Annotated in this window: 14 protein-coding genes and 1 riboswitch; of the genes, 10 read left to right on the forward strand and 4 right to left on the reverse strand. The window is 44.2% G+C overall.

Features of this window, described 5'->3' with window-relative positions:
* Positions 1-186: 186 nt before the first annotated feature.
* The 8 genes from DW091_RS12140 (at position 187) to DW091_RS12175 (ending at position 6,864) form a co-directional block, all read left to right on the forward strand.
* Positions 187-1,221, forward strand: a complete 1,035-nt coding sequence (locus tag DW091_RS12140) for an ATP-binding cassette domain-containing protein (protein ID WP_118518251.1) — start codon at positions 187-189, stop codon at positions 1,219-1,221.
* Entirely contained in the window at positions 1,211-1,870 is a 660-nt protein-coding gene (locus tag DW091_RS12145; protein ID WP_013379289.1) for a methionine ABC transporter permease, read from the forward strand. The genes DW091_RS12140 and DW091_RS12145 overlap by 11 nt, the downstream gene beginning before the upstream one ends.
* Before the next feature lie 74 nt (positions 1,871-1,944).
* Positions 1,945-2,724, forward strand: a complete 780-nt coding sequence (locus DW091_RS12150; RefSeq protein ID WP_224168793.1) for a MetQ/NlpA family ABC transporter substrate-binding protein — start codon at positions 1,945-1,947, stop codon at positions 2,722-2,724.
* A 167-nt stretch (positions 2,725-2,891) separates the two neighbouring features.
* A complete protein-coding gene (locus DW091_RS12155; RefSeq protein ID WP_074618238.1) occupies positions 2,892-3,746 on the forward strand; it encodes a shikimate dehydrogenase in 855 nt (284 codons plus the stop codon).
* 13 nt (positions 3,747-3,759) lie between these two features.
* Entirely contained in the window at positions 3,760-4,341 is a 582-nt protein-coding gene (locus DW091_RS12160; RefSeq protein WP_118518252.1) for an HDIG domain-containing metalloprotein, read from the forward strand.
* A gap of 91 nt (positions 4,342-4,432) precedes the next feature.
* Positions 4,433-5,485 (forward strand): nicotinate-nucleotide--dimethylbenzimidazole phosphoribosyltransferase, encoded by a 1,053-nt coding sequence (gene cobT / locus DW091_RS12165; RefSeq protein ID WP_118518253.1) that lies wholly within the window; start codon positions 4,433-4,435, stop codon positions 5,483-5,485.
* A 30-nt stretch (positions 5,486-5,515) separates the two neighbouring features.
* Positions 5,516-5,953, forward strand: coding sequence for an ACT domain-containing protein (locus tag DW091_RS12170; protein WP_058695603.1), 438 nt, complete (start codon positions 5,516-5,518; stop codon positions 5,951-5,953).
* A gap of 257 nt (positions 5,954-6,210) precedes the next feature.
* Positions 6,211-6,864: a TetR/AcrR family transcriptional regulator gene (locus tag DW091_RS12175; RefSeq protein WP_058695602.1), complete on the forward strand. Its 654-nt coding sequence runs from the start codon at positions 6,211-6,213 to the stop codon at positions 6,862-6,864.
* Between the two features lie 61 nt (positions 6,865-6,925).
* Here DW091_RS12175 and nudC read toward each other — a convergent pair whose 3' ends face one another.
* From nudC to DW091_RS12195, 4 genes are all read right to left on the reverse strand, one after another.
* Positions 6,926-7,753 (reverse strand): NAD(+) diphosphatase, encoded by an 828-nt coding sequence (nudC, locus tag DW091_RS12180; RefSeq protein WP_118518254.1) that lies wholly within the window; start codon positions 7,751-7,753, stop codon positions 6,926-6,928.
* A gap of 217 nt (positions 7,754-7,970) precedes the next feature.
* Positions 7,971-9,389: a glutamate decarboxylase gene (locus DW091_RS12185; protein ID WP_058695600.1), complete on the reverse strand. Its 1,419-nt coding sequence runs from the start codon at positions 9,387-9,389 to the stop codon at positions 7,971-7,973.
* 79 nt (positions 9,390-9,468) lie between these two features.
* Positions 9,469-11,106, reverse strand: a complete 1,638-nt coding sequence (gadC, locus tag DW091_RS12190) for a glutamate:gamma-aminobutyrate antiporter (protein WP_118518255.1) — start codon at positions 11,104-11,106, stop codon at positions 9,469-9,471.
* A gap of 192 nt (positions 11,107-11,298) precedes the next feature.
* Positions 11,299-12,837: a GGDEF domain-containing protein gene (locus tag DW091_RS12195; protein ID WP_158577887.1), complete on the reverse strand. Its 1,539-nt coding sequence runs from the start codon at positions 12,835-12,837 to the stop codon at positions 11,299-11,301.
* A 414-nt stretch (positions 12,838-13,251) separates the two neighbouring features.
* Between DW091_RS12195 and DW091_RS12200 the strand changes: the two genes are divergently transcribed.
* Positions 13,252-14,184 (forward strand): magnesium transporter CorA family protein, encoded by a 933-nt coding sequence (locus tag DW091_RS12200; RefSeq protein ID WP_058695597.1) that lies wholly within the window; start codon positions 13,252-13,254, stop codon positions 14,182-14,184.
* A 71-nt stretch (positions 14,185-14,255) separates the two neighbouring features.
* Positions 14,256-14,386: riboswitch (FMN riboswitch) on the forward strand.
* A gap of 88 nt (positions 14,387-14,474) precedes the next feature.
* Positions 14,475-15,038 (forward strand): ECF transporter S component, encoded by a 564-nt coding sequence (locus DW091_RS12205; protein WP_058695596.1) that lies wholly within the window; start codon positions 14,475-14,477, stop codon positions 15,036-15,038.
* Positions 15,039-15,412 lie beyond the last annotated feature (374 nt).

A 15,412-nucleotide genomic window follows, 5' to 3' on the forward strand; every position in this document is an offset into this window, starting at 1 on the left:
ATAAAAGTATATAAAACATATATGAATAAATAAAAAATGAATTTTACAGGTTTTGCAGTTGAACGCTGTATACCTTGACAAAGGCTTTAAATCTAGAATATAATTGTAAAAGTGTATCCTTTCAATACCATATGAAAGAGTACGAAATGATATTTGAGAAATCAAGCTTTTTGAGAGGAGGTAGAAATGGAAACACCAATAAACGAACAGGCGCAACCCATCATTGAGATCCGGTCTTTGGGAAAAACCTTCCATACAAAAAGTGGCGATGTGAAGGCTCTGGATGATATTAATATCACCATTCATAAAGGCGATATTTTTGGAATCATCGGTATGAGCGGCGCTGGAAAAAGCACGCTTGTGCGCTGTATGAACCTGCTGGAAAAACCAACGGAGGGCAGCGTTTTAGTCGACGGTGAGGATATTTCGGAAATATCGGAAAAGGATCTTCGGAAAGTACGTTATTCCATGGGGATGATCTTTCAGCAGTTCAACCTTTTGGAACAGCGGACTGCCGAAAAAAATATTTTATTTGCGCTTGAAATCGCGGGGTATGACAAGTCCAAGGCCAAAGGACGCGCGGCGGAGCTTTTAGAGCTCGTCGGCCTCAGTGACAGGGCGCAGTCCTATCCTTCCCAGCTGTCTGGCGGGCAGAAGCAGCGTGTCGCTATCGCGCGTGCGCTGGCCAACAACCCGAAGGTACTGCTGTGTGACGAAGCCACCTCAGCCCTTGATCCCACCACCACACGGTCGATTCTTACGCTTCTAAAGGATATCAACAAACGTCTGGGCATTACCATTGTGGTGATCACCCATGAGATGAGCGTGGTGGAGGAAATATGCAGCCATGTGGCCATTATTGATAAGAGCCATATTGCCGAGCAGGGCAGTGTGGAGGAAATATTCACTAATCCAAAAACTGCCATTGCCAGGAGAATGATTTTCCCGGACGGTGAAAACCTCACTGGCCACGTCGGCAAGAACTGCTGCCGCATCGTCTTTGACGGAAGCTCGTCCTACGATCCGGTAATAGCCCGGATGATTCTGGAATGTAAGGCGCTGGTCAACATTATGTATGCGGACATGAAAAATATCGACGGCATTGCCCGCGGACAGATGGTCATCCAGCTGCCTGAGGACAGCACAACTGCCAGCAAGGTGCTGAATTATCTGAGATCCAATGGATTGACTGTGGAGGAGGTGCCGGACTATGTGGGATAGCACAATGATTAATATGATCTGGTGGGGGCTGCTTCAGACCCTGTATATGACCCTGGCGTCAACCTTGATTTCTTATGTGCTGGGAATCCCGATGGGGGTTATTCTGGTGGCCTGTGACAAGGACGGTGTCAAGCCGCTGCCAATTGTTCATAAAATTTTAGACATTATCGTTAATATTACCCGTTCCATTCCGTTTTTAATCCTGCTGATCGCGGTTATCCCGATCACGCGCTTTATTACCGGTACCACCATCGGCTCCAACGCGACCATTGTGCCGCTGGTTATGGCGGCCGCGCCGTTTATCGCGCGTATGGTGGAATCCTCACTCCGTGAGGTGGATAAGGGACTAATTGAGGCATCGCTTTCGATGGGAGCCAGCCCCTTTCAGGTGATCTGCAAGGTGCTTCTGCCGGAAGCTAAGCCTTCGCTGATTGTGGGCGCGGCTATTTCAACCACCACCATTCTGGGCTACTCAGCCATGGCTGGTATTGTGGGCGGCGGCGGCCTCGGTGATATCGCCATTCGTTACGGGTATTACCGCTACGAAAACGGCGTGATGATTGTGACTGTTGTACTGCTGGTTCTGGTGGTTCAGGTATTCCAGGAAATTGGAATGAAGATCGCTGAAAAGCAGGATAAGAGAAAATAATTTCCAGGAGGAAAAGAAGGATGAAATTAAAAAAAGTATTATCTGTACTGGTAGCGTTAGGCCTTGTGACGGTTATGGCCGCAGGCTGCAGCTCTTCCGGCGGAGGATCAGCCTCTGGCTCGGATGATAAAACCATCGTGGTGGGCGCATCGCCGACCCCTCATGCTGAAATTTTAAAAGCAGCTGAAAATGTTCTGAAAGAAAAGGGCTATACCCTTGAAATCAAGGAATTTACCGATTACGTACAACCGAATATGACCCTTGAAAATAAAGAGCTGGATGCCAATTACTTCCAGCACAAGCCGTATCTGGATGATTTTAATCAGAAAAACAACACAAAGCTGGTATCAGCAGGAGCCATTCATTATGAACCATTGGGACTATATGCAGGCAAAACCAAAGCGCTTGCAGACCTGAAAGATGGTGCCACCATTGCAGTTCCAAATGATACAACCAATGAAGCGCGTGCTTTATTGCTGCTTGAAACCAATGGGTTAATCAAATTGAACCCGGATGCCGGCTTAGCCGCCACGCCAAAAGACATCACTGAAAATCCGAAGAACCTGAACATTCAGGAACTCGAAGCCGCACAGTTGGGCCGCTCCTTACAGGATGTCGATATGGCTGTCATCAACGGTAACTATGCATTGCAGGCAGATCTGAAGGTCTCTGATGCGCTGGCAAAAGAAGAAAAAGATTCTGTTGCCGCCCAGACCTACGCCAATGTTGTGGCAGTCCGCGAAGGCGATGAAAACTCTGACAAAACCAAAGCCTTAATGGAAGCCTTAAAGAGCGACGATGTGAAAAAATTCATCGAAGATACTTACCAGGGTTCTGTTGTATCAATTTTTTAAAGACCGAATCGAAACAGGAGACACGCCAAGTGCGGTCTCCTGTTTTTTATACGTTTTATTCAAAGAGTATCGCCGCGATACCCTTTGAACTTTATATAGTCCATCCTGTTTAGAAAATTTGTGCTATAATAGCAATAACGATTTTATAAAAGTGAGGAATAAGCGTGATGATAGAGATTACAGGAACAACACAATTGATTTGTCTGCTGGGAAGCCCTGTGGCCCACAGCGTGTCGCCGGCAATGCACAATATGGCCTTTTCACTTTTGGGGCTGGATTATGCCTACCTTGCCTTTGAGGCTGGCGAGACGCAGCTGGCAGAAGCTGTAAAGGGGCTGAAGCTTCTAAAAGCAAGGGGCTGGAACCTGACCATGCCAAATAAGACAAAAATGTGTGAGCTGGTCGATGAGCTCTCGCCGGCTTCACAGCTCATGGAGGCTGTAAACACTGTCGTCAACGACGAGGGCGTTTTAAAAGGCTATACAACCGACGGCAGTGGCTATATGCGGATGCTGCGTGAATATGATGTGGATGTTATCCATAAAAAGATGGTGCTCGCCGGAGCCGGCGGCGCGGCCCGGGCCATTGCCATACAGGCGGCGCTGGACGGTGTGGCAGAAATTGTGATCTTCAACCGAAGTCTGGATAAGGCAGTTAAAATTGCTGATGATATCAACAGTCATACAGACTGTGCGGCCTCGGCCTACAGTATTGCCGATACAGCCCAGCTTAGCAGAGCGCTAGAGGACGCCGCCTTATTTACCAATGCTACCCAGATTGGCATGGAGCCAAATCCTGGCCAGTCGGTGATTGAGGACAAAGGCCTGCTGCGCCCTGGTCTTGTGGTATCAGACATTGTTTACAACCCGAGAAAAACAAAGCTTTTAAAAATGGCTGAGGAACAGGGCTGTAAGACGGTTGGAGGCCTGGGTATGCTGCTCTGGCAGGGAGCAGATGCCTTTAAACTGTGGACCGGTCACGAAATGCCGGTATATGACGTCCAAAATAAATATTTTAAATAACAGGAGGCAGAAAATGTCAAAATCTTTAACCCGCGATGAAGCCCTGGAGCTTCTGAAGGAATACAATGAGAGCGATGCTCTGGTAAAGCATGGCTTGGCTGTGGAAGGTGTTATGCGTCATTTCGCCCGTAAATACGGTGAGGACGAAGAAAAATGGGGAATCGTTGGACTCCTGCATGACCTGGATTATGAAAAGTATCCGGATCAGCACTGTGTAAAGGTTCAGGAAATTATGCAGGAGCGCGACATCGACCCTGAAATCATCCGTGCAGTGGCCAGCCATGGTTATGGAATCTGTGTGGATATTGAGCCCCAGTCCCAGATGGAGAAAGTTCTCTACACCATTGATGAGCTGACGGGTCTGGTCAATGCTACCGCCATTATGCGGCCATCTAAAAGCGTGCTGGATCTGGAGACCAAGTCCGTTAAAAAGAAATTTAAGAGCAAAGGATTTGCCGCTGGTGTAGACCGCGAGATCATTAAAAAGGGCTGCGAACGCCTGGAGATGGATTTGGGAGATGTCATTGAGGAAGTTATCTTTGGGATGCGTGAGGTCTGCGATGCCATTGATCTCAGAGGCGATGTCGAAATTTAACCCGAATTTGCATGAAATCATCTTTTATCGCACAAGCGGTAATGCTATAATATTATAGTAGAAAAAGAAATTAACTTGAGAGGGAAATAAAATGAGTTTATTACAGGAAACCTTGGATAAAATCCAGAAAATTGATGAAACGGCCAAAAAGAAGTCAAGAGAACGCATCGACATTCTTTTAAAACCAGTGGGAAGTCTGGGTGTGCTGGAAAATATTGCTGAACAGCTCTCTGCCATTACCGGAGAAGTAATCCCGGATATTGAGAAAAAGGCAGTACTCTGCTTTGCAGGCGACCATGGCGTGTGTGACGAAGGTGTGTCGGCCGCTCCGCAGGTGTTTACAGAACTGATGACCCCGATGATCGCGGCTTACAGAACAGGCGTCGGCGTGCTCAGCCGCCTGGCGGGTGCCGATGTTTTTGTCTATGATGTCGGCATGATTCCAGACCTTCCGGCAGACTGTGATGCTGTGGATAAGAAAATCCGCCGCGGCACTGCCAACATGCGCAAGGAACCCGCAATGACCCGTGAAGAAGCGGTTAAGGCGCTGGAAATTGGTATTGAGGCCGCTAATGAAGCCATCGAAAAAGGCTATAAGGTCCTGGGAACAGGCGAAATGGGCATTGGAAACACAACTCCAAGCACCGCGATTTTTGCTGTTTTAGGCGATGTTGATCCAGAGAAAATTACCGGTGTCGGCGCTAACCTTTCAGAAGACCTGACAAAGAACAAAGCACAGGTTATCCGCGACGCCATCGCTTTAAACCAACCGGACAAAAACGACCCTGTCGATATCTTATCAAAGGTCGGCGGCCTGGAAATCGCGGCCATGACAGGCGTCATGCTCGCAGGCGCAGCCAATCATGTGCCGGTTGTGGTCGACGGCTATATTTCGACTGCATCCGCAGCCATCGCTATTGCTCTGAAACCAGAGGTCAAGGATTATCTGATCTGTTCACACGCTTCTGATGAAAAAGGCGCAAAATTTGGTTCGGAGTTATTGAAGTTCGCACCGTTTTTACATATGGATATGCGCTTGGGCGAAGGCAGTGGGGCTGCGCTGGCCTTTTATCTGTTGGATGCCGCAGTTGCCATGAACCGTGATATGGCCACCTATGCAGATGTCAATATGGACGTTGTTTGAAAAGAAGAACAGAGACACAGGAGGTAGAATATGATCAGACAGGTATCTGTATTTATACAAAACAGAGAAGGCCGCCTGAGCGAAATGCTCAAGGTATTAAAGGCAGAAGATGTAAATATCCGTTCCTTAACCATAGCGGAAACCGCCGATTACGGCGTTGTCCGCCTGATTTTACAGAATACGGATAAAGGGTTGGCCGCACTTAGAGAAGCGCATATTATGGCGAATGAAACAAATGTTATGGCGGTTGAGATTCCAGACCGTCCAGGCGGAATGAGCGATATGGTCGAGCTGCTGACAGAATGCGGCATTAATATCGAATATGCTTATTCCTTCCTGCCGCAGAACACCTCTAACGCCATCATTATTTTTAAAATTGATGAGGATGACGTTGAAAAGGTACGGGAAGCCTTTGACAGGGAACCCCATGCCAATCTTTTGGAGAGCGATGAACTGCTCATGAAATAAAGCAGATCAATAAAACGGTATTTCCTTTGGGAGATACCGTTTTTTCTTGGAGTCTTAGTTGGATTAGATTTTAATCGACCTTGGAATAGGTATCTTATAATAAAAACATGAAAAAGTCTCGTAAAATAAAGACTTTTATATTTTTTGATAGACTTTTTGGTGAAATATAGTATAATAAAGTCATTATCCAATTTTAATAGTGAATAAATAATTTTTACAGTAAACTCCACCCCAAATTAAAGAGAAAGGAACTGTTAATGGTAGCTAAATCAAAAAAAGGGACGCTCACCAAACAGAACATTATTAATGCAGCCAAGCAGCTTTTTTATGAAAATGGCTATAATAAAACAGGTATCCAGGATATAGCGGATTACGCTAATGTAAAGCTGGGAACAATCACATATTACTTTAAGAAAAAAGATGATATGATTTCTGATATTTACAATACCTTTTTTATGGCGCTCTATGATTATGTTTCTGAAGCGTCAGAAAAGGACTTGAACCTTTACACCAAGTATTGCTTTACACTGGTGCTGTATTACAATGCGATTCTATCCGACCCCCACAATACTTTGCTGTATTACGAGGTGCTGGTTAAAAACGTGGATAATGGCGGACGCCTGTCCATCACAAAAACGCTTAACCGCTCGTGCCTTGATTTTTTAAACAAATCCTATACAGACGAGGACCTGGATGTTATTGCAATGGCTGAGTTTGGTTCCCGTAAAGAACTGTTCATCAATTACTATGAACGTGAGATTGAATTTGGAAAAGACCAGATGTGTTTTTATTTTGTAAAAACACTTTTCAGACTGATGGATCTGGACGGAGATATGATCCAGAACACCATCAATCAGGCCTTTGAGTTTCTAAGAAGTAAAAATCCGGAGCACATCCGGTTTCTGGTGTAAACAAAAACCAACCCGTATCGCTGCGATACGGGTTGGTTTTTTATGATGATGGGCCGAGGCTCTAGTAAAGGCCGTTTTTAAACTGGATCATCATTTCATTGGTGAGGCTGAAGCCATCAGCCTCGACCGGCATTGCGTCACGCGTAAACCATTCGGCAACAGCCAATTCATTTTCATCCAAGGTGATGGTGTCGTCACCATCCAGGTCTGCAAAAAAGCCGAAAAGAAGAGAATCTGAAAAGGGCCATGGCTGGCTTTTGTAATAACGGAGGTTCTTCACCCTAAGGCCGACCTCCTCCATGACTTCGCGTTTGACGGTTTCCTCAATGGTCTCGCCGATCTCGGCAAAGCCGGCGAGCAGTGCGTATTTTTTAAAAGCCCGCCCGGCGTATTTGGACATGAGGATGCGGTCGCCGTCGGTCACCGCGACGATGACCGCAGGAGAAATTTTGGGGTATTCCAGATTGCCGCATTCCGGACAGTAGAGCATGCGCTCGTTGGCGGCGGGCTTCATGGGTTTGCCGCAGCGGCCGCAGAAACGGCGGTTTCGATACCAGTTATACAGCTGGTAGCCCACCAGCCCGGCATAGGTGAGGTAACGCGGGCGTGTGCGGCGCAGAGTCTGCATGTTTTCAAGGTAAAAATCCTCGTTAAAAGCGGCTTCAGGCGCTTCTGAAAGGTAGAAGGTATCTTCGCCGACAGAAAAAAGATAGGCATAGCGCCCGGCCATGTCCGGTGAAATATCCGAAAAGCGGGGAAAGGAAATGGCCTCACTGCTGTGCCTGAGAAGGATGTAATCATCCTTATACCATAAAATATAAGCATCCCCTTCCGGCGGGGCTGGTTCGTATTCATTTGCCAGCCGGTAAGGTTCAATGTCCTGTATCATGATCTTACTCCTTTGATGCTGTAAAATGGCGTAGGGCTGAGCCGCTGCGTCTGCTACTAACTATACCATAACAGCGCATGAACAACAATGCAGAAAGCTATTAAAAAACAACCCGTATCGTTACGATACGGGTTGCTGTGGATTACAGAAGTGGATAGGAGACACTTCTGCGCTATTGGTTAGGAGAGAAAAACATCAACAGATTTTGATGTTCTTATTAATGGGTAAAACCATATACACCCTTGTTGTTAACCTGGTCGCCGCCGTGTGGAAGAATGTGTGCTTCGTCCAGTTCCTTGATCGCGCGGTTCATGTCTTCCATGAGCAGAACGCCAAGCTGTTCGCTTAAGTCAGCACGGACAACGACTCTCTGGATAATATCGTCCTGTAAGTTTTCCGGCAGTGGATAAGCCGGTACCTGCCAGCCCTTCATACGGATACGGTCAGCAAGGTCATATAAGTTCCATTCTTTATTCGCGTCTTTTTTCATCTTCCAGCAGACGATTGGTAAGTTGGAGCCATCATTGTAGATTTCAAACAAACCGGTTTTTTCCAGTTCCTTAGAGATATACATGGCAACATCTCTGGTTCTTTCATGAATTTTCTTGTAGCCTTCATAGCCGTATCGTAAGAAGTTGTAATACTGTCCAATGATCTGGCTTGCGGAACGTGAGAAGTTAATGGCCATTGTCGGCAGGCTGCCGCCTAAGTAGCTGACGCTGAAGATCAGTTCCTTCGGTAACCATTTTTCATCTCTCCATAATACCCAGCCAATACCAGGGTATACCAAGCCGTATTTATGGCCGGAAGTATTGATGGAAACAACATTTTTGAGGCGGAAATCCCATTCCAGGTCTGGTTCAATAAATGGTGCAAACATGCCGCCGGAAGCACCATCGACATGGATGTAGATTGGGAATTTAGGGTTTTTCTGGTTGTAGTCTTCGACTAAAGCATCCAGAGCCTTGATATCGTCAAATTTACCAGTGTAGGTAATACCCATGATACCGACGATACCAATGGTGTATTCATCAACAAAGTCCATAACAGTATCCATGTTCATACTCATATGCTGTTCATCCAGTGGTACGAGACGCATTTCAATGTCCCAGTACACACAAAATTTTTCCCAGCATACCTGATAACCAGAGGAGATAACCAAGTTTGGTTTTTTGGCTTTTACATCTAAGCCTTGCTTAATCGCGTTATTGCGCCATCTGAATTTCATCGCCATACCACCGAGCATACAAGCTTCGGAAGAACCTACGGTAGAGGTGCCTAAGAATTTTTCATCATCCGGTGCATGCCACAGATCAGCGATCATATTGACACAACGGTTTTCAAGTTCAGTTGTCTGAGGGTATTCAGATTTATCAATCGCATTTTTTTCAAGGGTTTCAGCCATGATCTTTGTAGCTTCTGGTTCCATGTAGGTCTGGCAGAAAGTAGAAAGGTTCAGCCTGGCACTTCCTTCGTCAAGTAAGTCATCTTTAATTAAGCGATATGCAACTTCCGGTTCAACAGGATCCTTGCGAAGTTTGTATTTTGGTAAGGGTTCATCACTTGCTTCTGTACCAAAAATTGGGGTTAAGTAACGGTCCTTTAATTTGTCCTGATCATCTTTTGAATATAACATTTTGATTACCTCCTAAAATGTTTGAATTAAATTTATTTATGTCAAGCCAATGATAATTGACGACACAGCGTGAAATAAGTTATTTTTTAGTGGACAGCTTGTCCGGTTTGTTTGTGTGATCGGTTTGCGCTGCGGCTGCGGCCTCCTGAGCCGGATCTGCAACGGGCGCCGTATCCTGATTCATGTAATCTTCGGGATCAGGATTAATATGATGTTCACCACGGCCTCTCAAGCTGATAAAATTGAAGTGGCCTGGACGGTCTGCCATGGTAACATGCTGTGGTTCTTTAATCTTCTTACCCTTCTTATCATGCAATGCGTAAATGATGAATGGAACAATAACAGCCAAGATGAAGCTGATCATCAGAACCGTTTCATATTTTCCATCGTTTGTCGCTGCAAGCTGAGATGGTGGGAAGAAAGAAATAATAAATGTAGCAACAGACATAATCAAGCCGATGCCTGCCAGAATGGTTTTACCGACTGTGCCGCCAGGTACCTGGTAAGCACGTTTAAGATCTTTGTGTTTGTAGACCAGAACGAAGTAGCCGATAAAGAAGAGAATATAACCAACCAGATAAAGCACAACGGTCAGTGAGATTGCAGTTAAGAATGAAATGTTTGCACCGCCGCCGCCAAAGGTCAGCACTGCTGCCCAGATTGTAACGATGGCACCTTGTACCATAATCAGTGGGACGGGAACATTGTGTTTGTTGACTTTTTTGAAAACACCAGGTAAGATACCCTTTTGTGCGGTTGTGTAGAGCCCTCTTGAGGGGCCGACGACCCAGGCGCTTACTTCGCCCATAACACCGACAGCGATCATGCAGGCAATAATTTTGACCAGCCATCCAAGATGTGGATTAACATGATTCATCAAAGCGGCGAAGGCTTGGACAACACCGGAGTTCATGCTTAATTCGCTTGCCGGAACAGAAGCTGCAACAGCCATACCACCGATGGTGTTTAATATAATGGCCATAATAACCAGCATAAACATGGCCAACGGATAGTTCTTGTTGGCATTTTGGAGCTCATTGACATGTGAAGCGGAGGCTTCAACACCCATAAAGGCCAGAACGAAAGAAGCGAAAATTACCAGCGTATTGATCTTAGAAAAATCAGGAATAAATGCTTTTGCGCTGATTTCGACATTCAGCGGACCGCCGGTTGTAAAATAAGCAATCGCCAGACCGAAGAGAATAATGGCCGGAATAATGATCCCGACAATCAGGCCGACTTTAGAAATAATCGCGGTGTACTTGGTCCCGCCGAGCTGAGAGAAGGTCAAAGCCCAGAAGACGACTAACACGCCAATAAACTGTATGGTTGGATTACTGCTGAGTGCAGGGAAGTCAAACACATACGAAAATGCGCCGAGGATGAAATAAATCATGGTGACAAAACCGACGGTTATTTGGAACCATTGAAAAAAGATTGCGGCAAAACCCCATCGTTCACCAAGTGTATTTCCGACCCAGGCAAAAATACCACCGTCCTGCCAGCCGTCGACCGTCGCCATTTCAGCGGCGCAGAGAGCAACAGGAATGAACCATAAAAATCCACCAAGTAATAAGAAAAATACAAGTTGGAAACCAGATGATGCAAAGGTTGGATATTCATAGACCGTCATAACCATTGAAGCAGTGATGGCAAAGAAGCCAAACAAGGTTAAGGTCTTTTTAGGTCCAGTGCTTTGCGAACTTGGTTTATTCATGTGAGAAACACCTCCTAAAAAATGTTCTTTTGGTTTACGGTTAATTACTTACCCGGCAAAATTTTGATTTAAACAAAAAAGAAGAAAAAAGTAAAAATAAAAATTTTTGTTTTAAGAATGACTGGAAAACGACAAAGATCCTTAAAAATCGCATTCAAGGCGATTTTTAAGGATCTTTTTGGGTAATTCGTCTCAATCTTCATGAAACAAATCAGATTCTTTTTCATAGATGGCATAAGCGGAGGTCTCATCATGCTTGGCGTCATACATGGCCTCGTCTGCCTGACGTATCCATTGGCTTCGGTTGATAGTATCGTCCTTGAGAAAGGTGATCCCCAAACTGGCAGAGAGGTTGACAGGGTGTTCCCTCAGATTTTTAATATTTTCAATATTGCGGAGAATGCTTTCCGCTAAATCCACAACGTCCTTTGGATTCGAATAGTTATTGATAAATACCAGAAATTCATCACCGCCCAGACGGGCTGGGAAAACATTATCGCTGGCAATGCCCTTTAAAATCTTGGCGACAGCATTGAGCGCGGCGTCGCCCATATGATGTCCAAAGGTATCGTTAATGGTTTTAAAACCATTGAGGTCAAAAAGAAAAAGAGCCTGATTATTGTATTTTCTAAAAAGTGTATCCATTGTGTGATAAATCGATTTGCGGTTCGGAATGTTGGTCAGTCCGTCAATATAGGCCGATTTCTTTAAAAGCTCATTGGTTTTTACCAGCTCATGCTTGCTGATTTCAAGAGTTTCAGTCATCTGATTAATATTGTCGGCTAACTCATGGAATTCATCGTCCCCTGGAATTTCACAGCGTACAGAAAAGTTTTCATGCTGAATTTGCTTAATCTTTTCATTCAGATAGGTAAGAGGGTTCGTAATGGTTTTTGCAAGCTGAACGCCAATAAACAGAGCGACCAGCGTGATTGTCAGCGTTGTGAGCAGCAGCATGGTCTGTAGGGTATTGGCTTCTTTAAACACTTCCGTTTGTGTCATGCAGACAACGACAACCCAGCCTGAGGTAGGAATCTTTTCGTAATTGGCAATAACAGGAGTGCCATCATAGTTATAGGTGAAAAATCCTGTGTTGCTCTTTAAGCGGTTGTTTTCAACATCGGAGATGAACTTCTTCAGGTCTGCGTCATTGTTAAGGGCGTTTTTCTGGCTGTCCTCAGAGGAGAGACCTTCTTCCATAATCGTAGAAAGCTGCTTTGCCTTGGAGTCCAGAATATAGACATAGCCGCTGTCACCCACCTTGCGTTGGCTGATCTGCTGGTTAATACTCCCAATACTGACATTGCGGTTTAAAATCCCGATGGGTCTTTGAGAAGCATCATAAATTTTTATCGCCAATGAAAGGCATTTGTTGCCATTCGATGGCGTGTCCACAACTTCGTTGTAAGAATCCTTGTTTTGTTCAATCAATGTCTTGAACATGTTAGAATCCCTTACGTTTGTCCCTTGATAGTTAGGGTCCGATGAAGCAATAACATTCCCGGTCAGGTCGATGATTGAATTACGATTGACAACGCTGTTGGTTTTGGTACTGATGTTTAGGAGCTGCTGCGCCGGCTCCAGGAGCTCAGGATCTGAAGGGTTATTCAAACTCTGGGCGAAAGCAGGGATCTGCGCTGTGAACGCCAGATCATCCATTTGTGTTTTGTAAAACTCTTCCAGATAGTTGGCGATGGATTCAGAAACATCCGACAGGGCTTGCTTTCGCATTTCCAAAGAACTTCTTGACATATAAATGCTTATAATGGAAGATAATATTAAAAGCGGTATCACCACTAACAGAATCATTAAAAGGGGGAGCTTTCTCTTTACTTTCAAAATATGTGTCACCTCCAGAAGATTTCTACCCAACTCTACTTTATTTTAACACAAGTTTAATGATAGTAAAAATAAAAAAAGATTGACATTATTCTCCCAAACACGTATAGTAGGTAGAGAGCACAATCCTAAAGAGTACCTTCATGCTTTATATGGAGGTTTTTTCTTTGCGATAAACCCTGAAGATATAAAAAGGAGTGATATTATGGACGCGGACCCTGGAGAGAAGCGCTTATTAAAATTGAATAATCAAGCGGTCATAATATCAATACATATTTTGGCCGCTTTCTAACGAAGGAGGTCAAAATGATCAATATTTACAAAACGATTGATGGAAAAATTGTAGAAATTGATGAAATTGAAAAGCATGCCTGGATTAACATGGTAAATCCCACAGAGGAAGAGCTTTTGTCAATTTCAGATCAATTAAATGTAGAAGAAGATTTTCTTCGTGCCGCACTGGATGAAGAAGAAATCTCACGTGTCGAGCTTGATGAAGATATGAATCAGGCTTTAATAACCATCGACGTACCCATAGTGGATAAAACTTCGCAGATGGTTTTATACAGCACTATACCAGTTGGGATTATCGAAACCCATGAGAACATCATAACAGTCTGCCTGCAAAGCAATACCATTATTGACGATTTTGCAAAAGGCAGAGTGAAGCACGTCTTTACAAATTTGAAAACCCGGTTTATTTTTCAGATGCTTTACCGTGTTGCAACCCGATTCCTGGTTTACCTGAGACATATTAATCGTATGAGTACCGAAATCGAGAAGGAACTGCACCGTTCAATGAAAAATAAAGAGCTTATTCAGCTATTGGATCTGGAAAAGAGTCTGGTATTTTTCTCCACTTCTTTAAAAGCGAACCAGTCTGTACTTGAAAAGCTTCAGAGAGGACGAGTCATTAAGCTTTATGAAGATGACCGTGAGCTGTTAGAGGATGTTCTTATTGAAGTAGAGCAGGCCATCGAGATGTCCAACATTTACAGTAATATTTTAAGTGGCACGATGGATGCCTTTGCGTCAATCATTTCAAATAACTTGAATATTGTAATGAAGGTTCTTACCTCTATTACTATATTGATGGCAATACCAACAATGGTTTCAAGCTTTTACGGAATGAATGTTTCAGGCCTGCCGTTTGCTAATTTTGGAGCAGTTGTGATCATCGTTGTGATACTGACCGCTTTGGTAGCAATAATATTATTCAGAAAAAACATGTTTTCATAGCAATAAATTGTTCAAGTAGCTTGACAATATAGGTGAATGGCGCTATAATGTATACAGAAAATTAAATGATATGTCTGTTTCAGGGCGAGGTGTAATTCCTCACTGGTAGTGATGTGCGTTAAAGCAACAAGTCTACGAGCCGAAAGGCCGATCTGGTTAGAATCCAGAACCAACGGTATAGTCCGGATGAAAGAAATTAGCACAGTTGATGCGCTTAGTATTGAGCCCTTAGGTACACAGACCTAAGGGCTTTTTTAATGCAACCTGACAGACCCACAGGAGGTATCATCATGAACGTCAAAACGAAGACGATCACCCAAATGGCGGTATTGGCAGCGATGTCCATACTATTGGTCTACTTAATTCACTTTCCAATTTTCCCGGCAGCTCCCTTTTTAGAGTATGATCCGGCGGATATCCCCATTTTGATTGGTACATTTATGTTTGGGCCGTTAGGTGGCCTGGTTTTAACTGCCGTTGTTTCTATTTTACAGGGACTGACAGTAAGCTCAGCCAGCGGCATTATTGGCATTATGATGCATTTCTTCGCGACGGGAAGCTTTGTTCTGGTGGCTGGCAATATTTATAAGAAGCATCGTACACGGAAGGGTGCGGTTGTTGGATTGTTCTTTGGAGCCTTGGCAATGACGATCACAATGGTTATCTGGAATCTGATTTTCACACCGCTGTTTATGGGAACGCCGATCGAAGCAGTTATAGCAATGCTCATTCCAGTCATTATACCATTTAATTTAATAAAAACAGGTGTCAATGCGCTCATTACATTTATTGTCTACAAGTCAGTATCAAAGGTGTTAGGCATGGAAATCAAAGAAACAAAGCTGGCTGAATAAGCCTGAATAAGCCATTAAGAAGCGAAATCTTCACGGATTTCGCTTTTTTTATAAAAAATTTCAAATAAGCTATTGACAGTTCATAAAAAAGCTGATAAACTATGTCAAGTCGTCAGCGATAAGGCGTGGCTGATTTTGAATAAAAATCTTTAAAAAAGATTTTGAAAAAAGTTAAAAAGCGCTTGACAACAACTCGCAAGATGTTGTATCATATATAAGCTGTCAACGACGGCAGATGAATCTCTTCATTAAATATAGATAAAGAGGTTCGGGTCATAGAAAAGAGAATAGTACCATAAAACCTGAAATTCCAGCTGATGGAAATCAGCAAAGGATAAAAAACGCAAGTGGGATGAACACTTCAAAAAATCATC

Origin of the sequence: Eubacterium sp. AM05-23, assembly GCF_003477535.1 — a bacterium.
Classification (GTDB): Bacteria; Bacillota; Clostridia; order Eubacteriales; family Eubacteriaceae; genus Eubacterium; species Eubacterium maltosivorans.